The 20,567-nt window shown below is 72.1% G+C and carries 18 protein-coding genes; 5 read left to right on the top strand and 13 right to left on the bottom strand.

Going from position 1 to position 20,567, the window contains the following annotated elements; all coding sequences use genetic code 11:
* Positions 1–8: 8 nt before the first annotated feature.
* The 3 genes from rpmE to rho form a co-directional block, all read right to left on the bottom strand.
* Positions 9–218 carry a 50S ribosomal protein L31 gene (rpmE, locus tag AOM05_RS13355; RefSeq protein WP_062291434.1) on the bottom strand — a complete coding sequence of 70 codons (210 nt, stop codon included), beginning with the start codon at positions 216–218 and terminating at the stop codon, positions 9–11.
* Between the two features lie 218 nt (positions 219–436).
* Complete coding sequence (locus tag AOM05_RS13350; protein WP_062523060.1) at positions 437–2,791, bottom strand: immune inhibitor A domain-containing protein; 2,355 nt, start codon at positions 2,789–2,791, stop codon at positions 437–439.
* A 383-nt stretch (positions 2,792–3,174) separates the two neighbouring features.
* Complete coding sequence (gene rho / locus AOM05_RS13345; RefSeq protein ID WP_062523058.1) at positions 3,175–5,022, bottom strand: transcription termination factor Rho; 1,848 nt, start codon at positions 5,020–5,022, stop codon at positions 3,175–3,177.
* A 300-nt stretch (positions 5,023–5,322) separates the two neighbouring features.
* On the opposite strand from rho, the gene AOM05_RS13340 reads away from it, so the two are divergent.
* The 3 genes from AOM05_RS13340 to AOM05_RS13330 are packed head-to-tail and all read left to right on the top strand — an operon-like array spanning position 5,323 to position 7,206.
* Positions 5,323–5,751 carry a DUF6325 family protein gene (locus tag AOM05_RS13340; protein WP_062523056.1) on the top strand — a complete coding sequence of 143 codons (429 nt, stop codon included), beginning with the start codon at positions 5,323–5,325 and terminating at the stop codon, positions 5,749–5,751.
* Between the two features lie 52 nt (positions 5,752–5,803).
* Positions 5,804–6,169 (top strand): SHOCT domain-containing protein, encoded by a 366-nt coding sequence (locus AOM05_RS13335; protein ID WP_062523183.1) that lies wholly within the window; start codon positions 5,804–5,806, stop codon positions 6,167–6,169.
* A complete protein-coding gene (locus tag AOM05_RS13330) occupies positions 6,166–7,206 on the top strand; it encodes a TIGR00341 family protein (RefSeq protein WP_062523054.1) in 1,041 nt (346 codons plus the stop codon). Before AOM05_RS13335 ends, AOM05_RS13330 begins: the two co-directional genes overlap by 4 nt.
* 66 nt (positions 7,207–7,272) lie before the next feature.
* Here AOM05_RS13330 and AOM05_RS13325 read toward each other — a convergent pair whose 3' ends face one another.
* The 6 genes from AOM05_RS13325 to AOM05_RS13300 all read right to left on the bottom strand — a co-directional run bounded on the left by AOM05_RS13325 (position 7,273) and on the right by AOM05_RS13300 (position 14,759).
* A complete protein-coding gene (locus AOM05_RS13325; RefSeq protein ID WP_082097550.1) occupies positions 7,273–9,249 on the bottom strand; it encodes an ABC transporter ATP-binding protein in 1,977 nt (658 codons plus the stop codon).
* Entirely contained in the window at positions 9,246–10,976 is a 1,731-nt protein-coding gene (locus tag AOM05_RS13320; protein WP_062523053.1) for an ABC transporter ATP-binding protein, read from the bottom strand. Before AOM05_RS13320 ends, AOM05_RS13325 begins: the two co-directional genes overlap by 4 nt.
* Positions 10,977–10,980: 4 nt before the next feature.
* A complete protein-coding gene (locus tag AOM05_RS13315) occupies positions 10,981–11,550 on the bottom strand; it encodes a TetR/AcrR family transcriptional regulator (RefSeq protein ID WP_062523051.1) in 570 nt (189 codons plus the stop codon).
* 86 nt (positions 11,551–11,636) lie between these two features.
* The gene (locus AOM05_RS13310; RefSeq protein WP_062523049.1) at positions 11,637–13,145 is read right to left on the bottom strand and encodes a hypothetical protein; all 1,509 of its coding nucleotides are present in this window, start codon (positions 13,143–13,145) and stop codon (positions 11,637–11,639) included.
* Between the two features lie 79 nt (positions 13,146–13,224).
* The gene (locus AOM05_RS13305) at positions 13,225–13,809 is read right to left on the bottom strand and encodes a GNAT family N-acetyltransferase (RefSeq protein WP_062523047.1); all 585 of its coding nucleotides are present in this window, start codon (positions 13,807–13,809) and stop codon (positions 13,225–13,227) included.
* Positions 13,806–14,759: an FUSC family protein gene (locus tag AOM05_RS13300; protein WP_062523045.1), complete on the bottom strand. Its 954-nt coding sequence runs from the start codon at positions 14,757–14,759 to the stop codon at positions 13,806–13,808. Before AOM05_RS13300 ends, AOM05_RS13305 begins: the two co-directional genes overlap by 4 nt.
* A 36-nt stretch (positions 14,760–14,795) precedes the next feature.
* Between AOM05_RS13300 and AOM05_RS13295 the strand changes: the two genes are divergently transcribed.
* Complete coding sequence (locus AOM05_RS13295) at positions 14,796–15,791, top strand: trimeric intracellular cation channel family protein (protein WP_062523043.1); 996 nt, start codon at positions 14,796–14,798, stop codon at positions 15,789–15,791.
* Between the two features lie 18 nt (positions 15,792–15,809).
* Here the strand turns inward: AOM05_RS13295 and thrB are convergent, their stop codons facing one another.
* The 4 genes from thrB to AOM05_RS13275 form a co-directional block, all read right to left on the bottom strand.
* Positions 15,810–16,742, bottom strand: a complete 933-nt coding sequence (gene thrB, locus AOM05_RS13290) for a homoserine kinase (RefSeq protein ID WP_062523041.1) — start codon at positions 16,740–16,742, stop codon at positions 15,810–15,812.
* Between the two features lie 12 nt (positions 16,743–16,754).
* Positions 16,755–17,813 carry a threonine synthase gene (gene thrC, locus AOM05_RS13285; RefSeq protein ID WP_062523040.1) on the bottom strand — a complete coding sequence of 353 codons (1,059 nt, stop codon included), beginning with the start codon at positions 17,811–17,813 and terminating at the stop codon, positions 16,755–16,757.
* Between the two features lie 3 nt (positions 17,814–17,816).
* Positions 17,817–19,112 (bottom strand): homoserine dehydrogenase, encoded by a 1,296-nt coding sequence (locus tag AOM05_RS13280; RefSeq protein WP_439644566.1) that lies wholly within the window; start codon positions 19,110–19,112, stop codon positions 17,817–17,819.
* Positions 19,113–19,187: 75 nt separating this feature from the next.
* Positions 19,188–19,577 (bottom strand): winged helix-turn-helix transcriptional regulator, encoded by a 390-nt coding sequence (locus AOM05_RS13275; RefSeq protein WP_082097549.1) that lies wholly within the window; start codon positions 19,575–19,577, stop codon positions 19,188–19,190.
* Positions 19,578–19,701: 124 nt separating this feature from the next.
* On the opposite strand from AOM05_RS13275, the gene AOM05_RS13270 reads away from it, so the two are divergent.
* Positions 19,702–20,556, top strand: a complete 855-nt coding sequence (locus AOM05_RS13270; protein WP_062523036.1) for an NAD(P)H-binding protein — start codon at positions 19,702–19,704, stop codon at positions 20,554–20,556.
* Positions 20,557–20,567: the final 11 nt, after the last annotated feature.

Genomic DNA, 20,567 nt, shown 5'->3' with positions numbered 1-20,567 from the left:
CGGGCGGGTTACTTCTTGTTGCCGTAGCGGCGCTCGAAGCGCGCCACGCGGCCACCGGTGTCCATGATCTTCTGCTTGCCCGTGTAGAACGGGTGGCAGGCGGAGCAGACCTCGACGCTGATCGCGCCGGCGGTCACGGTGGACTTGGTCTCGAACGTGTTGCCACAGGTGCACGTGACAGTGGTGGCCACGTACTCGGGGTGGATGTCCTTCTTCATGATCTCCCTTTGTTCGCCACCGGGTCCGACGCGTATCTCACGACGGTGAACCGGCAACCTCGGACCCCGTCCGCAGGCGGGGCCAACGAACTATTCTGCCACGCCTGTCAAGGGCAGCCCGCGCCGCAGGTCCCGGCGACCCGCGCATCGTCCCGCGTCCGCGCGCGAACGGCGCCCGGGGCCGCAAGCCCCGGGCGCCGCCCGCCGTCACGCCAGGGTCAGGACACCCTGACCGTCATGGACGTGCCCTTCTGCTTGACCACGCGGATCTCCACGCCCTCGGCGGGGAGCTTGACGCCGTGGTTGGGCAGCTCGGCGAACCAGTACTGGTCCGTGTCGTCGAACACCGGGTTGCCGCGCTGGCCGCGGATCGGGCTGCGCTCGCCGTCGACGTGGAGCATCACCGAGTCCGTGCGCTCGAGCCCGAACGGGGCGTCGTACACCTGGACGCGCGCGCGCCACAGGTCGCCGTTCACGTTCCGCAGCGGCCGCGGGTGCGCGTCGATGTAGAGGTTCCTGCCGCCGCCCGGGTGGGCGAAGGTGTCGTTGTCCGCGAAGGAGGTGTCCCAGTAGGAGATCAGCAGGCCCTCCTGGTACGCGTAGTGGTCCACCCAGTCCGGCTTGGTGCTCGCGTACCCGAAGAAGTACGGGCCCGTCTCGAGGTACCTGTCGTACGAGACGTAGGAGCGGTTGGCCGCGATGTAGTAGTGCGGGTGGTCCTCCGTGCTCGTGGTGCCCACCACGGAGAAGCCGTCGACGGTCCAGCCGTTGTCGCCCTCCTCCGCGCCGTCGGTGAACACGCCCTCGATCGCGATGTCGTCGAGGAACAGGCCGTCGACCACGTCGGGGTCGTTGCCCGCGACGCCGCCGTCGGTGGTGTAACGGATGCGCACGTCCACCGTCTGGCCCGCGTACGCGCTCAGATCGAACGTCGCCTCGGTCCAGTCGGCCTGGGTCCCGTCGGTGGCCTGGATGCCGCCGCCGATGTCGTGGGTGGTACTGCCGGCGATGGGCACGAAGCCCTCGCCCGAGTCGACCTCGACGTAGAAGTAGTCGTAGCCCTCCTCGATGTCGTACCGCGCCTGGAAGGTCAGCGCGGGCGACCCCTCGGGCAGCGTGACCGAGCGGGTCAGCGTGCTGGTGAGGTCGTCACCGGTGCCGCTGTACCACTGCGACTCCCCCGACGCGGGCGCGCCCAGGTCGGTGGTGAGGGTCTTCTCGGGCAGCGACACGATCAGCGCCTGCGGGTTGCGGGAGTTGTACTCCGCGGGCCCCAGCTTGACCTTCGCGCGCTCCCCCGCGTCGACCAGCTCGTAGTCGAGCCACCCGAGCTGGAGCTTGTTCCATGCACCGAGGTCGCCTCCGCGCTCGCCGATGCCGTCGTCCTCCTTCGCGCCCAGGCGGCTCTGCGCCATGAGCGTCCAGTGCTCGTTGTTGTTGTCGCCGCCGGACTGCACGTTGTAGTCGTCCGGCAGGCCCAGGTCGTGACCGTACTCGTGGTAGAACACGCTGCGGCCGCCGTTCTCGGGCTGCATCGTGTAGTCGCCGATCCACACGCCGGAGTCACCGATCTGGGTGCCGCCGAGCGGGTTGGCCTCGGGGCCGGTCCGGCCCGCGGCGGTGTAGTACGCGTACCAGCGGTGCGACCAGATCGCGTCGCCGCCGTAGATCGGGTCGCCGTCCGCCTGGTCGCCGCCCGCGTGGACGATCTGGAAGTGGTCGATGTACCCGTCGGGCTCGTTGAAGTCGCCGTCGCCGTCGAAGTCGTAGCGGTCCCACTCGTCGAACGAGGCGAGGTCCGCGTTCACCTCCTCGACCGAACGGCCCTGCGCGAGCTGGTCCTCGTACCAGACGTTCGCGGCGTCGCGCACGAGGTCCCAGACGGTCGAGCACACATTGCTGCCGCACTGGTCGGTGCCGTAACGGCCCTGGGTCGCGTCGACCTTGACCCAGTCGGTGACCTCGCCGTCGACGCTGTAGCGGCCCGACGACTGCGTCTCGTAGTAGTCGCGCAGGGACTCGCCCTCGCCGAAGTACAGGTCCTGGAAATGGTCCTGCGAGTAGTCGGCCTGCCACACGGTGCTGTTGTCGACCGTGCGGTCGGGCTCCGGGATCTCGTTGTGAAGCGGGCCCTCGGTGCGCTGCGCGTCCTCGGCGGGCGCGTACGGCGAGGGCTCGTCGCCGAACTCGGCGAGGATCACGAAGATCCGGTCGGTCGCCTCGCGCGACAGCTCCACGTACTGGTCCTGGGTGTGCGGACGCGACTTGCCGCCGCGCGCCGAGCGCGAGTCCGTGGTCGGCGCCTCCTCGGTGCCGACCTTGACCACCTCGCTGCCGCCGCGCTGCTCGGGCTGGAGCTCGCCCTCGAGGACGCCGGTGATGGCGGTCTCGCGCAGCGCGCTGCGCTTCTCGTCGAGCGGGTTGGGCATGTTGTCCGACGGAGGCGCCGCCGAGGGCGCGGGATCCGCGGGCGGGACGGCCGCGATCGGCGGCGCCGCCGTGGCGGCGGGGGCCGCGACCAGCGTTGCTCCGAGAGCCACCGCCGTGGTGGCTGCCAGCAGGGACTTGGGCATGCATCTCCTCCATGCGTGAGGAGCGCCGGGCACGCTGATAACGGGCGCGACGCTCTGCTCGGCGGTCCGGTCCGGCCGCCGCGGGATGCGCCGCCCCCTGTGCTGCCTCGACCCGATCGGATCCGGCACCTCTACGTCACGTCCCGGCCTCCAGCATCATCCCTGCCTGGGCCGAAGGTCCTGGTGTGGGGCGTTTCTCACATTCGCCCCTGTTGTCCTGCGGCGCGCGCGGTCCTGTGCCATGATCCCGGGCGCGCGATCGGACGTGCGAGGGGACGATGCGCGGGCCGGCCCGGGTGGACCCGTCGCCGCAGGCGGGCGCGGGGTACGCGAAGGGCCGGGCCCGCCTCGCGGCGGACCCGGCCCTGTCGGATGCGAGGGTGCTACTTCTCCTCGTCGCTCCCCGGCGTGGTCTTGGCGACCTGCATGAGGAACTCGGCGTTGGTCTTGTTCTCCTTGAGCTTGCCCAGGAGCACCTCGATGGCCTGCTGCTGCTCGAGACCCGTGAGGACGCGGCGCAGCTTCCACATGATCTTGAGCTCCTCGGGGCTCATGAGGATCTCCTCGCGGCGCGTGCCCGACGCGTTGACGTCGACGGCCGGGAAGATGCGGCGGTCGGCGAGCGTGCGCGAGAGCTTCAGCTCCATGTTGCCGGTGCCCTTGAACTCCTCGAAGATCACCTCGTCGGCCTTCGAGCCGGTCTCGACCAGCGCGGTCGCGAGGATGGTGAGCGAGCCGCCGTTCTCGATGTTGCGCGCCGCGCCGAAGAAGCGCTTGGGCGGGTACAGCGCCGACGAGTCGACGCCTCCCGAGAGGATGCGGCCCGACGCGGGCGCCGAGATGTTGTAGGCGCGGCCCAGGCGGGTGATCGAGTCGAGCAGCACGACCACGTCGTGGCCCATCTCGACCAGGCGCTTGGCGCGCTCGATCGCGAGCTCGGCGACCGTGGTGTGGTCGTCGGCCGGGCGGTCGAAGGTCGAGGCGATGACCTCGCCCTTGACCGTGCGCTGCATGTCGGTGACCTCCTCGGGGCGCTCGTCGACGAGCACGACCATGAGGTGGACCTCGGGGTTGTTGGTGACGATCGCGTTGGCGATCGACTGCAGCACCAGGGTCTTGCCCGCCTTCGGGGGCGACACGATGAGGCCGCGCTGGCCCTTGCCGATGGGCGCGACGAGGTCGATCACGCGGTTGGTCATGTTGCGCGGCTCGGTCTCGAGGTGCAGGCGCTGCTGCGGGTACAGCGGCGTGAGGTCGCCGAAGGCCGCGCGGCCGCGCGCCTCCTCGGGCGTGAGGCCGTTGACGCGGTCCACCTCGGCGAGCGCGTTGAACTTCTGGCGCTGGCCGCGCTCGCCCGGGCGGGGTGGGCGGACGGTGCCGGTGATGGCGTCGCCCTTGCGCAGGCCGTACTTCTTGATCTGGTTCATCGACACGTACACGTCCGACTTGCCGGGGAGGTAGCCGGTGGTGCGGATGAACGCGTAGTTGTCGAGGATGTCGACGATGCCGCCGACCGGGGTCAGCTCCTCGTCGTCCCTCACGTCGTCCTCGTCGAGCTGCTGGGCGGGCTGGGCGGCGTCGAGGCCGTCGCGCTCGCGCCCGCGGCCGCGACCGCGACCGCGGCCTCGGCGGCGGCGGTTGCCCTGGCCGTCGTCGTCCTGCTGCGCCTGGTTCTGCTGCTGACGCTGCTGGCCCTGCTGCTGGCGGCGGTCGCCCTGCTGCTCGCCGTCCTCCTCGCCGCGGGGCAGGTCGAGGCTCACGGCCTCCTTCGCCCGTCGGGCGCGGGACTCGGCGTCCTCGTCGCCCTGGGCCGCCTCGGGCCGGTCGCCACGGGGCAGGTCGAGGCTCACGGCCTCCTTGGCGCGGCGGGCGCGCGAGGCGGGGTCCTCGTTGTCGGAGGCCCCGGACGCGGCCGGAGCCGACTGGGGCGACTCGGCGCGGCGGCGGGGCTGGCGCGCGGGGCGCTCGCTCGCCGGAGCATCGTCCCCCGTCGCGGCCGCGGGAGCGGACGCCTTCGCGGGGGCCTTCGCGGGGGTCGTGGAGGGGGCCTTCTCGGCCGCCGGCGCCTTCGCCGGGACCACGCCGCCGTTCTTGATGGCGTCGATCAGGTCCTTCTTGCGCATGCGCGCGGTTCCGGAGACTCCGAGCTCGGCGGCGAGCGCCTGGAGCTGCGGAAGCTTCATCGCGGTGAGGGTGGCGGTCTGGTCCGGCGCCACGGTCGTGTCGGTCACGTACTGTCCTTTCCTCGCACGAGCCCCTGTGGCTCCAGAAGTGCGAGATTCGCCCACGTGGGTACGGCTGACGGGACATCTTCGTCAGACGCCTGCAACGTGGATAGCGTTCGTCCGGGGCGCGATGCGCCGTCCGGGGGAAGCGGAACCAGGTTATCACCGCGGCACCGCGGGAACAATCACCCCTGGTGGAGACGCGCGTCGCGCTCCTGTTGCCGCGCCGTGCCCGGCGGGCCTAGCCTTCCGGTTGGGGGTGCACGTCGCGCCCGTCGCCACGCCTCAGAGCAAGGGAGCACCACCATGATCGGCCCGGTCGAGATCGTCACCATCGCCTTCGCGGAGAGCCGCTTCGACGGCTCGATCCTCGCGGAGATCAAGAAGCTGGTAGAGGCGGGGGTGATCTCGATCGTCGACGCCGTGGTGGTGCACAAGAACGCGGATGGCGCCGTCGAGATCCTCGAGCTCGCGGAGATCACCGACGACCCGGAGGTGACCGCGCTGAGCGAGCTCCTCGCGCGCCTCGACGGGCTGCTCAACGACGAGGACGCCGACATCCTCGCGGAGTCGCTCGCGCCCGGCGCGAGCGCCGCGATCCTGTGCTTCGAGCACTCGTGGGTGGTGCCGCTGCGCGACACGATCGCCGCGGCGGGCGGCGAGCTGCTCGACACCGTGCGGGTGCCGGGCCCCGTGGTCCAGGAGGTCCTCGACGCGATCCGCGCCGAGGCCTGAGACGTACCGACAGAGACACACCGAGAGACAAGGGAGCAGGACCATGCGCAGGATGGGTCGACCGGGACTGGTGGGCACGATGGCACGGACGGCGGTCATCGCCGGCACCGCGCAGGCGGTGGGCGGCCGCGTGAACCGCCGCCAGCAGCAGCGTTGGGCGGGACAGGAGCAGCAGGCGCAGCAGGAGCAGTACGAGGCCGAGCAGGCCGCCTACCAGCAGCAGCAGTCGCAGGCGCAGATGGCGGCCATGCAGGCGCAGATGGCGCAGCTCCAGCAGCAGCAGGCGCCGCAGGTCGCGGCCGCCCCTGCGGGCGGCGACGACCTCATGGCGAAGCTCGCGCAGCTGGCGCAGATGAAGGACGCGGGCGTCCTGTCGGACGCGGAGTTCGCCGCCGCCAAGGCGAAGCTCCTCGGGTGACGGCTGCGTCCGTCCCGCGTGACACGCGGTGGGGAGCCAGGCTCAACACCGTCGACTACATGCGCGAGGCGGTGTTCTTCGCGGGCGAGCGCTCGCGCGCGAAGCACACCCGCTTCTGGCTGCTGCTGATCCTCGCGTCGATCATCGCGACGGCGGGCGTGGTCGCGGACTCCACGGCCACCGTGATCGGCGCGATGATCGTGGCGCCGCTGATGCAGCCGATCCAGGGCACCATGCTGGCCACGGTGCTGGGGGACCGCGCCAACCTGGTGCGCTCCGTCATCATCATGATCGCCGGCATCGCCGCGGTGATCGCGATCGGGTTCGTGTTCGGCCTCATGCTGGTCCAGGACATGTCCGCGGCCACCAACAGCCAGGTCGCGGGCCGCGTCTCGCCCAAGGTGGTCGACCTGCTCGCGGCCCTCGCCACCGGTGTCGTGGGATCGATCGCGCTGGTCCGCTCCGACATCTCGGACACGCTCCCCGGCGTGGCCATCGCGATCTCCCTCGTCCCGCCGCTGGCGGTGGTGGGCCTGACGCTCGAGTCGGGCCACTGGTCGCAGGCGGCCGGCGCGATGCTGCTCTTCACCACCAACGTCGCGGCGATCCTCGCGACCGGGTCCGTGGTGATGGCGGTCTACGGATACGCGCGCCTGCGGATCGAGATGGCCGAGGACAAGGAGGCCGAGCGCCGTCGCCGCGCCCGCGCCTACCTCACCACCATCGTGCTGCTCCTGGTGGTCTCGGTGCCGCTCACCTACTCCTCGCTCAAGACGCTCGAGGACCGCGCCAGGATGGCGCGCGTCACCGCGTTCGTCGAGCAGGTCACCGAGGACTCGCGCTGGCAGATCGTGACGATCGAGCCGCGCGAGGCTAACCGCATCCTCGTGCAGGTCAAGGGCGAGCCGCCGATCCCGGACGTCGCGGCGGTGTTCGACGCGATGGAGGCCGACGGCCTCGACACGTCGCTGATCGACCTCGAGTTCATCCCGGCCTACACCTTCGACGCGGACCACCTCGAGGCGCCCGCCTCCTGACACACGGCGAGGGGACGATGCGCGGGTCGGGTGACCCGCGCATCGTCCCCTGTCGCTGTGGTGACGCTAGGCCTGCTCGCCCGCGTGCGCCGGACCCTCGGGGTGCGGCACCGACGGGTCGTCGAACGTGGTCGGGATCGCGTCCGTCTCCGGGTGGATCTCGTCGATCGGCGCCTCGACCTCGTCGATCGGGGCGGCGAACTGGGCCTCGTACAGGCGGGCGTACGCGCCCTTCGCCTTGAGCAGCTCCTGGTGGTTGCCCTGCTCGACGATCGACCCGTTCTCCATCACGAGGATGAGGTCCGCGTCACGGATGGTCGACAGGCGGTGCGCGATGACGAACGCCGTGCGGTCGCGGCGCAGCCTCGCCATGGCGCGCTGCACCAGCAGCTCGGTGCGGGTGTCCACCGAGGAGGTCGCCTCGTCGAGGATGAGCACCTGGGGCTGCGCGACGAAGGCGCGGGCGATGGTGACCAGTTGCCGCTCGCCGGCGGACAGGTTGGTCGCGTCGTCGTCGAGGACGGTGTCGTAGCCGTCCGGCAGCGAGTGCACGAACCGGTCGACGTAGGCGGCCCTCGCGGCGTCGAGGATCTCCTCCTCGGTGGCATCGGAGCGGCCGTACGCGATGTTGTCGCGGATGGTCCCGCCGAACAGCCACGTGTCCTGGAGGACCATGCCGGTGCGCGAGCGGAGGTCGTCGCGCGTCATGTGCGCGATGTCCGTGCCGTCGAGCGTGATGCGCCCGCCGGACAGCTCGTAGAACCGCATGATGAGGTTGACCAGGGTGGTCTTGCCCGCGCCGGTGGGGCCCACGATCGCGACCGTGCGGCCGGGCTCGACGGTGAGGTCGAGGTGGTCGATCAGCGGCTTGTTCTCCACGTAGCGGAAGGACACGTCCTCGAACACCAGGCGGCCGTGGTCGTCGGCGGGCGTGAGCGCGGGGTCCTCGTCGGGCTCCTGCTCGTGGGCGTCGAGCAGCTCGAACACGCGCTCGGCGGACGCGACGCCCGACTGCAGCAGGTTGGCCATCGAGCCCAGCTGGCTGATGGGCTGCTGGAACTGGCGCGAGTACTGGATGAACGCCTGGATGTCGCCGAACGGCAGGCGGCCGTTGGTCACCATGATGCCGCCGACCACGGCGATCGCGACGTAGACCAGGTTCCCCACGAACATCGCGCTCGGCATGATGATGCCGGAGATGAACTGGGCGCCGAAGCTGGCCTCGTAGAGCTCCTCGTTCTTGCGGCGGAACTCCTCCTGCGTCTCCTTGTTCCGGCCGAACACCTTGACCAGCGCGTGGCCGGTGTAGCCCTCCTCGATCTGCGCGTTGAGGTCGCCCGTGTGCTTCCACTGGGCCACGAACTTGGGCTGCGAGCGCTTCGCCACCATCGCCACGATCACGGTGGTGAGCGGGATCGAGACGATCGCGATGAGCGCGAGCTCCCAGGAGATGGACAGCATCATGATGAGGATGCCGACCACGGTGAGCACCGAGGTGAACAGCTGGCTGAGCGTCTGCTGGAGCGTCTGCGAGATGTTGTCGATGTCGTTCGTGACGCGGCTCAGCAGGTCGCCGCGCTGGTGGCGGTCGAAGTAGCTCAGCGGAAGGTCGTGGATCTTGTCCTCGACCCGCTGACGGAGCCGGTAGACCGTCCGCTGGGTGACGCCGTTGAGCACCAGGCCCTGCACCAGCGCCAGGATCGCGGACACCACGTAGATCGCGGCGACGCTCCACAGGATCCCGTGGAGCTTCGGGAAGTCGATCCCGGTGCCCGAGGTGAACCCCTCGAAGATGACCGTGGTCGCGTTGCCGAGGATCTTGGGTCCGATCACGCTGAGCGCGACGGACCCCGCGCCGAGCACGATCACGAGGTAGACCAGGAGCTTCTCGGGCCCGAGCAGCCGCACGAGCCGCATCGAGGACCCCTTGAAGTCCTGCGCCTTCTCCCCCGGCGCGCCCATGCCCGGGCCGCCGGGGCCGTGCTGGCGCTGCTGGGGCGGACGGGGCGTCGACGGCTTCTCGTCGGTGGTGGTCTCGCTCATGCCGCCTCCTCCGCACGCAGCTGGGTGCTGACGATCTCCTGGTAGGTCTCGGAGCTCGCGAGGAGCTCCGCATGGGTGCCGCGGTCGACTATCCGGCCGTCCTCCATCACGAGGATCTGGTCCGCGTCGACGATGCTCGACACGCGCTGCGCGACCACGATCACGGTCGCGTCGGTGACCTCGCGCGCGAGGGCCGCGCGCAGGCGCGCGTCCGTCGCCGTGTCGAGCGCGCTGAACGAGTCGTCGAAGATCAGCACCTCGGGACGGCGCACCAGGGCGCGGGCGATCGACAGGCGCTGGCGCTGGCCGCCCGAGACGGTGGTGCCGCCCTGCGCGACCGCGCTGTCGAGACCCTCGGGCATGGCCCTCACGAAGTCCTCGCCCTGCGCGATCGCGAGCGCGTCCCAGATCTCCTGGTCCGTCGCGTCGTCCTTGCCGAAGCGGAGGTTGCTCGCCACGCTGCCCGCGAACAGGTACGGCCGCTGGGGGACCACGCCGATGCGCGACCACAGCGACTCGAGCCCCGCGTCGCGGACGTCGACGCCGCCCACGCTCACGGTGCCGCCCGACGCGTCGTAGAGGCGCGGGATGAGGTTGACGAGCGTGGTCTTGCCGGCGCCGGTCGAGCCGATGATGGCGGTGATGGTGCCTGGCCGGGCCGTGAAGCTGATGTCCGCGAGGACGGGCTGCTCGGCCCCGGGGTAGGTGAAGGTGACGTTGTCGAACACCACCTCGCCCCGCGCGGGGACGGCGGCGCCGTCGCGGGTCTGCTTGACCGTGCTCTCGGTCTCGAGCACCTCGCCGATGCGGTCCGCTGCGACGGATGCGCGCGGCACGAGCACGAACAGGAAGGTGGCCATCAGCACCGAGAACAGGATCTGGATGAGGTAGCTGAGGAACGCGGTGAGCGCCCCGACCTGCATCTCGCCGTTGTTGATACGTTCGGCGCCGAACCACATCACGGCGACGGAGCCCATGTTCACCACGAGCATCACCAGCGGGAACATCGAGGCCATGAGCCGACCGGCCTTCACCGCGGACTCGGTCACCAGCGCGTTCGCGTCCGCGAAGCGCTCCCCCTCCTGGCCTTCGCGCACGAACGCGCGGATGACGCGGATGCCGGTGAGCTGCTCGCGGAGCACCCGGTTGATGCCGTCGATGCGGGTCTGCATGCGCCGGAAGTGAGGCACCATGCGGGTCACGATCGCGACCACGATGATGAGCAGCAGCGGGATCGCGATCGCCATGATCCAGGACAGCTTCGGGTCCTGCTCGATCGCGAGGATCACGCCGCCGATCGCGGTGAACGGCGTCGAGATGAGCAGCGTGCACGTCATGAGGACCAGCATCTGGACCTGCTGGACGTCGTTGGTGGTGCGGGTGATGAGCGACGGCGCGCCGAACCGCTGCACCTCCGCCTCGGAGAACGACGCGACGCGGCCGAAGATCTGACCGCGCAGGTCGCGACCCACCCGCATCGCGATCTTCGCGCCGAAGTAGACGGCGGTGATGGTGCAGGCGACCTGGACGAACGACAGCACGAGCATCCAGCCGCCCACGCGCCAGATGTAGCCGATGTCGCCCGTCGCCACGCCCTTGTCGATGATGTCGGCGTTGAGCGTGGGCAGGTAGAGGTTGGCGATCGACTGGCCGAGCTGGAAGACCACCACTCCGAGGAGCAGCGACCAGTACGGCCTGACCGATGAGACCAGGAGTCTCCAGAGCATGGGATCAGTCCCCTTCCGTGGCGATACCGCGCAGGATGAAGTCGGCGAGCTCGGAGGGATCCGAGGCCGCGCCGGTGGCGAGGAACGGCATCGTGGTCCCGAAGACCAGGATGCGCAGGTAATCGACGGCTGTCGCGACGGGGACGCGAAGCCGGTGCTGATCGGGTTCGAGAAGGCGGGCGACCACCCCGGTGGTCTCACCCAGGGGCGGTTGACGATGCGGGTGGTCGTCTCCCGGCGCGTGGCGCTTGTGCTCGCGCGGGCCGAGCGCCGTCATGAAGCGCACCACGCCGCGCACGCGGCTGTGCAGCACGGCGACGATGTGCTCGATCTTGACCTCGAGCGGCAGCGCGGGGTCGATCTGCTCGAGCACCCTGAGCGTCGCCGCCGGGTCCATCACCCGGGCGACCGCGGCGTCGATGAGCTCCGCCTTGTCCGAGAAGACGCGGAACACGGTGCCCTCGGCGATGCCGGCCGCGTCCGCGAGCTCGCGCGTGGTGACCTCCGCGCCGCGCTCGAGGATGAGCGGGATCGCGGCGTCGAGGATCTGCTCGCGCCGGTCCTCGGGGGACATAGGGCGGGCTCGCTTGGCAGTGGTCACCACCCCGCCACGTTAAGTGAGTGAGCACTCACTCCGCAACTCGAGCGGTGCTCTGCGGCCTATCTCCCCTCCTCTCTCCCCTCCTCGGCAGGCCCCAGGTCGAAGGCCAGCAGCGCCCGCTTCGCGATCACCACGCCGATCCGCCGTCCGTCCGCCTCGCCCACCACCGCCGCGGCCTCGACGGCGGCGCGGGACCAGGTGCGGGCATGCTTGCCGTTCCCGTCGCACGGGTGGAACCAGTAGCCCGAGAGGACCGTGGAACCGCCGACGAAGATCCGCCCGATCTCCTCGTCACGGGTCCACCGCGGCTCCCGACAGGCGACCGTGCCGCCGCCGAGGGCGGTGAACTCGCCGGTGGAGGCGTCGAGCGTCCCCAGGGCGCCCTGCTCCTCCACCCACCACTCGTCCGGCGCACCCTCGACGCCGGCACCCCTCGCGCCGACCGCACCGAGCGACAGCGCTCGTGCGACGCGCTCCCACCGCACCTCGCCGGTGCGCAGGTCGACGCCTTCGAGCGCGACATCCGCCGTCTCGTAGCCCCACTCGCCGCCGCCGCCGTCGAGCGCCACGAACCCACGCCCGCAGAGCACGGCATCGCCGCACCACGCGCGGCCGGGGTGCACCGCGAGCAGCTCGCCGGACGCGAGGTCGATCGCCGCGGACGTGAACGCGGCGGCGCGCAGGCGCCCCGCGTCGCCGCCCGCTATCGCGCTCGACAGGACGAGCACCTTCCCTCCCGCATGCTCGACCGTGCGGGAGATCAGGACCCCGGCCGCGACCGAGCCCTCGCCGAGGTCGGCGACGGGGAGCGTCCATGCGATCGCGCCGTCCGCATCGCGCCGCACCAGCCGCTCGACGCCGTCCGCACCGGTCTCCGCCGCGACGCGATCACGGATGTCGCGGATCGCGTCGACCCTCGGCAGCGCCTCGCCCTCGCTGTAGAACACGGCATCGAGGGTCTCGGGATCGATCCTCACCGGCGGCATCGGCTCGCCGCCGCCGCCTCCGGGCGCGACGTTCACGCAGATCCCGCCCGACCCCGGGCACGTGAAGGAGCTCCCGACCCGATACCTCCCCGCCGACGCGACCATCTGCCCCGTCGCCGGGTCGATCAGCTCGATCTCCTGGAAGATGCTCGGGCCGTCGACATCGGGATGATCGAGGTACATGACCTCCATCGGGGACAGGTTGAGAAGGACCCGGTCGCCGCCCTCCGCCGCGATCGACCACACGTCGCGAGCGGCCTCCCGGTGAAGGAAGCCCCGGCTCGACGCGCGCCGCCACGCGACCTCGCCCGTCGCGAGGTCGAGCCCCTTGAGGATGTCCGGCGTCCCCTCGTAGTCGCGGGCGACCACCATGCCCTCCACCACCTCCGCGGGGCCGCCGAAGACTCCGTACGCGGACCAGATGGGCTCGAGCTTCTCGCGCGCCGCCGCGGCCGGGTCCTCCGCCGCGGCGGTGGCGCTCGCGCTCGCCCCGCCCGGCGCGTCCGTCCCGTCCGCCTGCTCGCGCGTGCATCCCGTCACCGCGACCGCCGCGACCAGCGCCGCCACCCACATGCGCCTCATGTGCGCCCCCTCTCACCGCTTCGGACGCTAGGCGGCGAGAAGGGCTCGGACCAGGGACGACCCTCGATCTGTGGAGAACTCAGGCGAGGGGACGCGCGAAGGTGACCACCGCATCGTCCCCCGCGATCGCCTCGAAGCCCACGCGCGGGTAGAAGGACTGGGCTCCCGCGTTGGCGCGCTCGGCGACCAGGTGGACGCCGGGGACGCCGCGCGCGGCGAGCAGCGGGCACGCGGCCTCGATGAGCAGGCGGCCCGCGCCGCGCCCCTGCTGATCCGGCAGGAGGTCGATGTGGAGGTGCGCGGGGAACTCGGCGAGCCGGGGGACCATCATGCGCGCGGGGTCGGCGGCGGACGGCAGCAGCCAGGAGTCGTCTGGCGTGCGCTCGGCGTGCCGGGGCCCGACCTCCGGCCACCACTCCTCGACGAACCACCGCTGGAACGCCGCCGTGTCCGCGGTGCCGAGGACGTAGCCGCGCGCCTGGCCGTCCACATCCCAGACCAGGCAGAAGCCGCCGGGTCCGTGGAGGTAGGGCGTGGCGTAGACGTCGGCGAGCGCCGTGTCGTCCCCGAAGCGTCCCGTCGCGTCTGCACCCTGCGCACCGGTGAGGAGGCAGATGCGGGCGATCGCCTCGTGATCCCCGGGACCCGCGGGCCGGATGGTCACGGCCCCTCGTGCGCGCGCTCGAGCCGCGCGATGAGCAGCGCGAGCGCGATCGCGACAGCGACGCCCACCACGGTGAGGCCGATGCGCTGCAGCGCCGCGTCCCAGGCGCCGGCGGGTGACGCCGCCCCGGCGAGCAGCACGATCACGGCGGCGGTGAACGCCGCGCCGCGGACCTCGTCCTTCGCGACGCTCCACGCGACGCCGCCGACCGCCGCGAGCACCGCGAGCGCGATCGCGAGCCACGGCGGCAGGAAGGACGCGAGCACGGCACCGGCGAGCGTCCCGACCACGGTGCCCGTCACCCGCCGTCGCGCGCGCGACGTGGTCTCGCCGCGGACGGGCACCAGCACCGCGCTGAGCGCGACCACGAGCCACAACGCATGCTCGAGGCCCAGCGCCGTCCCGACCGCGATCGCCACGCCGGCGCCGATCGCCAGCGCGGCGACGTACGCGACGCCGACGCGACGCGGGACCGGGGCGGCGGGCAGCCGCGCGAGCCCGAGCGCCGCGACCACGAGCGGCACCAGCAGCGCCGACGCCGCGACGCCGACGAGCGCGGCCCACGGCCCGATGTCGGCCGCCGCGGTGCCCGCGACCGCCACCACCACGGGCGCCGTGCCGGCCGCCGGGCCGTAGCGGATCACCACGGGCAGCGTCACCGCGACCGAGGCGGCGGTCAGGAGGCCCAGGACCACCGCATCGTCCCTCGCGACGGTCGCGAGCGCCGCCAGCGCCGCGACAGCCAGGCCCAGCGCGACCGCGTGGCGGCGAGGGCCCTCCATGAGCGACACCATCACGACGGTGAGCCCGCCGAGCGCGGCACCCACGCCGGCTCCGACCCCGACGACGAGCCCGATCGCGCCCGCCACGGCGACCAGGACGGCCACCACCATGGCGGCGAGCCGGAGGGCCTTCCTGGGCGGCACCAGCGCCGATCTGCGAGATCCCATGCGACGAGCCTAGGGGCGCGCCCGTAGGCTCGTGCCGTGATCGTCGCAGCGGATCTCATCGACATGCCCCAGTGGATCTACGTGGCGGCCGTGTTCATCGGCGCCCTCGGCGGGGCGATCCGCGCCGGCGAGGACGAGCACACCGACCTGGTGGGCGTGCTCACGCTGTCCGCGACCATGGGCTTCGGCGGCGCGATCATGCGCGACATCCTGCTGGGCCGCCTCCCTCCGCAGTCGCTGCGCGACCCCTCCTACTTCATCGCCGCCGGCATCGCGGCAGGCGTCGGGATGCTGTTCCTGTACTACCTGCGCAAGCTCGGGCAGCTGCTGTGGTGGCTGGACTCGATCATCATCGGCGTGTTCGCCGTGGTGGGCGTCAACACCGCGCTGCTCTCGGGCGTGCGGTGGCTGCCGGCGATCATCATCGGCACGGTCGCGTCGGTGGGCGGGCTGATGCTGTGCGACGTGCTCCAGGGCCGGCCCTCGTCGATCATGTACATGGGACCGCCGAACGCGATCTCGGGCCTGGGCGCGGGCATCGCATACGTGCTGCTCGCCCGGCCCACCGAGCCGATCGTCACGCTGATCCTGTCGACCGCCGTGGCGGTGCTCATCCGCCTGTCGGGGCCGCTGTTCCACGTCACCGTGCCGCAGCCGCGCAAGCACGCCTACGAGCTCAAGATGCGCCGCGCGTTCCGGCGTGCGCGCCGGGCAGGCACCCTTCCCGAGGGCGTGGGCGAGCTCGCCCCTGCCACCGGATCGCTGGCGGCCGTGACGCTCGCGCACCCCCAGCCCGCGCCCGAGCCGGAGGCCTGGGACGAGTCCTGGGACGGGGCGGACGAGTCCGACGAGGCGCCCACCGCCACCGAGACCCTGGTCATCGACGAGTACGGCCCCGGCCTGGGGCACGCCTCACCGTCCCAGGAGTGGGCCGCGCAGGTCGAGGCGGAGGCCGACGCGGACGAGGACGCGCAGGCGGATGAGGAGCCCGGCGACGAGGACGACGAGGACGACGAGGACCGCCGGGGCTGAAGGGCCCCGCGGGCGCTGCTAGAGCCGCACCCCTGTCGCGCCCGTCACGCGCTCGCGCGTGTGGATGCAGTGCCAGCGGTCGCCGCCCACACCCTCGGCCCAGTCGAGCACACCGGTGCCCAGCCCCGCCTCGGCGAGCCCGGTCCCGAGCACCAGCACCGACGGGCCCGCTCCGGAGACCACGGCAGCGAGTCCGCGCTCGCGCAGCGTGCGCACCATGAAGCTCGCCGGGCCCAGCACGTCGGCGCGGTAGGTCTGGTGGAGCCGGTCCTCGGTGGCGGCGAACAGGTCCTCCGGGCGGCCGGCCAGCGCGTTCACCAGCAGCGCCGCGCGGCCCACGTTGAACGCGGCGTCCACGTGCGGCACCTTGGCCGGGAGCACGGCACGCGCCTCCTTGGTGGGCAGCGTGGACCCGGGCACCAGGACGGCCGTCTCGATCTCGTCGGCGACCACCAGGGGCCGCGCGTGCACGCCGGAGACGTCCTTCCACGCGACGGTCGCGCCGCCGTAGATGGCGGGCGCGGCGTTGTCGGGGTGGCCCTCGAAGGCGTTGGCGAGCGTGAGCACCTCGGCGGCCGGCAGGGCCTCGGGCTCGGCGATCAGCGCGCGCGCGGCCACGATCCCGGCGACCACGGCGGCGGCGGAGGATCCCAGGCCGCGGCCGTGCGGGATGCGGTTGACGGCGCGGATCTCCAGCCCCGTCTGGGACGCGCCCACGTGGTCAAGCGCGGCGCGCAGCGCCTGCACCACCAGGTGGGACTCGTCGCGGGGAAGGGACGATGCGCCCTCCCCCTCGATCTCGACGGTCACCGACGAGGACGCGACGGCGCGTACCTCCAGGTCGTCGACCAGGCCCAGCGCCATGCCGAGCGCGTCGAAGCCGGGCCCGAGGTTTCCCGCTGTCGCGGGCACGGAGACGCGGACGTGATCCGCGGCGAGGCGCATGGCCATGGCCGCGCCCCGCTACAGGCCGAGCGCCGCGGCGGCGGCCTCGACGTCGACCGGGATCACGATCGGCTCGACCGAACGGTCGCCCAGCGCGGTCGCCGTGTCCTTGAGCCCGTTGCCGGTGACGGTGCAGGTGATGGTCGCGCCCTTGGGCACCTCGCCGAGCGCGGCCGCCGCGAGCAGGCCCGCGATGGGCGCCGCCGAGGCGGGCTCGACGAACACGCCGACGTCGGCGGCCAGGCGCGCCTGGGCGTTGAGGATCTGGGAGTCGGACACGGCACGGATCCAGCCGCCCGACTCGTCGCGGGCAGCGATCGCGAGATCCCAGGACGCGGGCTTGCCGATCCGGATCGCCGTGGCGACGGTCTCGGGGTCCTTGATGGGGTGACCGGCCACGAACGGTGCGGCGCCGGCGGCCTGCACGCCCCACACCTTCGGGGTGCGGGTGGCGTCGCCGGAGGCGAGCGCCTCGCGGAAGCCCATCCAGTAGGCGGAGATGTTGCCCGCGTTGCCCACGGGGAGCATGTGGATGTCGGGGGCGTCTCCCAGCTGGTCGACGATCTCGAACGCCGCGGTCTTCTGCCCCTGCAGGCGGTACGGGTTGACCGAGTTCACCAGCGCGATCGGGTACTGCTCGGACAGGTCGCGCACGATGTCGAGGCACTCGTCGAAGTTGCCGTCGACCTGCACCAGGTCGGCCCCGTGGACGATCGCCTGCGCCATCTTGCCCGCGGCGATCTTGCCCTCGGGGATCATCACCACGCAGCGGAGCCCGGCGTGCGCGGCGTAGGCCGCGGCGGACGCCGAGGTGTTGCCGGTCGAGGCGCACACGATGGTGTGCGCCCCCTCCTTCACCACCTGGGTGACGGCCGCGGTCATGCCGCGGTCCTTGAACGAGCCGGTCGGGTTCATGCCCTCGACCTTGACGAAGACCTCGGCGCCCACCTCGGCGGAGATCGACGGCGCGTGGACCAGCGGCGTGCCGCCCTCGCCCAGGCTCACGATCCGGTCCTCCGCGGAGAACGGAAGCCGGTCCAGGTACTCGCGGATGATCCCGCCCCACACGTGCGCCACGGACTACTCCCCCTCGATACGAAGCACGGACTTGACCTCCGCTACGGCGTCGGACGCGCGCAGGTCCTCGACCGTCGCGCGTAGGTCCCGCTCGGGCGCCGCGTAGGTCGACAGGATGAGGCCGGCGTGCGTCTGCCCCGGCACCTGACGGACGATCTCGATGCCGACGCCGTGCTTCTGGAACACCGTCGCGACCGCGGCGAGCACGCCCGGCCGGTCCTCGACGGCCATGCGGATGCAGTAGCGCGTCTGCGTGGCGTCGATCGGCAGCACCTCGTGGACCGCGTAGTTCGACTCGCGGGGACCCTTGCCGCCGATCGCGCGGTGGCGCGCGACGGACACCAGGTCGCCCAGCACCGCGGACGCGGTCGGGGTGCCGCCGGCGCCCTGGCCGTAGAACATGAGCCCGCCGGCGGACTCCGCCTCGACGAACACGGCGTTGAACGCCCCATGCACGCCCGCGAGCACGTGGTCCTGCGACACCAGCGCGGGGTGCACACGCACCGCGACGCCCTCGGGCGTGCGCTCCGCGATCGCGAGCAGCTTGATGACCTGGCGCGTCTCCCGCGCCGCGATCACGTCCTCCGCGGTGATGGCGGAGATGCCCTCGCAGTAGACGTCGGACAGCGCCACCCGCTGGTGGAACGCGAGCGAGGCCAGGATCGCGGCCTTGGCCGCAGCATCGTGCCCCTCGACGTCGGCCGTGGGATCGGCCTCGGCGTAGCCGAGCTCCTGCGCCTGCTTGAGGGCCACGTCGTAGGACAGGCCGCTGCGGGTCATCTCGTCGAGGATGTAGTTGGTGGTGCCGTTGACGATCCCGAGGATGCGCGTGATGTGGTCGCCCGCGAGCGACTCCCGCACGGGACGGACCAGCGGGATCGCGCCGGCGACGGCGGCCTCGAAGTAGAGGTCCACGTTCGCGGCGTCGGCGGCCTCGTACAGCTCGGGGCCGTGCGCGGCCAGCAGCGCCTTGTTCGCGGTCACCACGGACGCGCCGCCCGCGATCGCCTCGAGGATGAGCGTGCGCGCGGGCTCGATCCCACCCATGAGCTCGACCACCACGTCCGCGGCCGCGACCAGCGCCGACGCGTCGGAGGTCAGCAGCTCGCGGGGGATGTGGGGGCCGCGGTCGCGCGACGTGTCGCGGACGTGGACGCCGATGAGCTCGAGCGGCGCACCCACGCGCGCCGCGAGGTCGTCGGCCTCCTGCGTCAGGAGGCGGACCACCTCGGAGCCGACGGTTCCAGGGCCGAGGAGGGCGACCTTGACGGAGGACAGGGGGCTGGGCACGGCTCCCACTCTAGCGTTATGGCTGGGTCCCTCCCGGCGGTCCTGGCAGGGGGACGATGCGCCGGTCGGGGCGCCCCGCCGCCCTCACCGGGCGTCGTAGTCGAGACGCGCGCGGTCGATCTCGGGGACGGCCCCCTCGAGCACGTCCGCGAGCACCCGCAGGCTCTCCGCGACGCTCGCCCCGAGGGGCGTGAGCGCGTAGTCGACGCGCGGCGGGATGGTGCCCGCGACGTCACGGATCAGGAGGCCGTCGCGCTCGAGCCCACGCAGCGACTGGGCGAGCATCCGCTCGCTCACGCCCTCGACGCGGCGGCGCAGCTCGCCGAAGCGGTGCGGGCCCTCCGCGAGCGCGAGCATCACCAGGGACGACCAGCGCGAGGTGACGTCCTCGAACGCCGCGCGGGAGGTGCAGGCGCGCGCGAACACGTCCGTCACCAGCTGCGGTGACGGGTCCAGCGCCTCGAGATCCTCCACGCCCCCACTGTAGGTCGGTACGTCGAGATAGTTGAATACGAACGGAATAGTAGGTACTTACTCTTCGTTAGTACCCCCGGAAGGCGCGGCATCCGGCCCCGCCGCCGCACGGAAGGACACCGCCATGACCACCTACGCCGTCACCGGGGCCAGCGGCCAGCTGGGCCGCCTGATCGTCGAGAGCCTGCTCGCGCGCGGCACCGCGCCCGCCGACGTGGTCGCGATCGCGCGCACCACCGCCAAGGTCGAGGACCTCGCCGCCCGCGGCGTCGCCGTCCGCCACGGCGACTACACCGATGCCGGCTCGCTCGACGCGGCCCTCGCGGGCGTCGACCGCCTGGTCCTGGTGTCCGGCTCCGAGGTGGGCCAGCGCGCCGCGCAGCACGCCAACGTCATCGCCGCAGCCGAGCGCACGGGCGTCGCCCGCATCGTCTACACGTCGCTCCTGGGCGCGGACACCACCAGCAACCCGCTCGCCCCCGAGCACGTCGCCACCGAGGAGGCGCTCGCCGCCTCCGCCATCCCCGCGACCATCCTGCGCAACTCCTGGTACCTCGAGAACTACACGGGCCAGCTCGCCACCTACGAGCAGACCGGAACCGTGCTCGGCGCGACGGGAGGCGCGACCATCGCCGCCGCGACCCGCGCCGACTACGCCGAGGCCGCCGCGGTCGCGCTCCTCCAGGAGCAGGAGGGCGACACCTACGAGCTCGCGGGCACGCGCTTCACGCTCGCGGACCTCGCCGAGGCGGCGTCGACCGTCACCGGCGCGGAGATCACCCACTCCGACGTCACCGTCGAGCAGCTGGCCGCCACCTTCCAGGAGGTCGGCATGGACGCGGGCACCGCGGGCTTCTGGGCCGCGATCGACGGCTCGATCGCCAAAGGCGAGCTCGACACGGACAGCACCGCGCTCGAGGAGCTCATCGGCCGTCCCGCGACGCCGCTCGCGGACGCCGTCGCCGCCGCCCGCGCGTAACAGCGCGGACC

Source organism: Demequina silvatica, assembly GCF_000971215.1.
Lineage (GTDB): Bacteria > Actinomycetota > Actinomycetes > Actinomycetales > Demequinaceae > Demequina > Demequina silvatica.
This window is presented reverse-complemented; position numbering and strand designations above follow the sequence as displayed.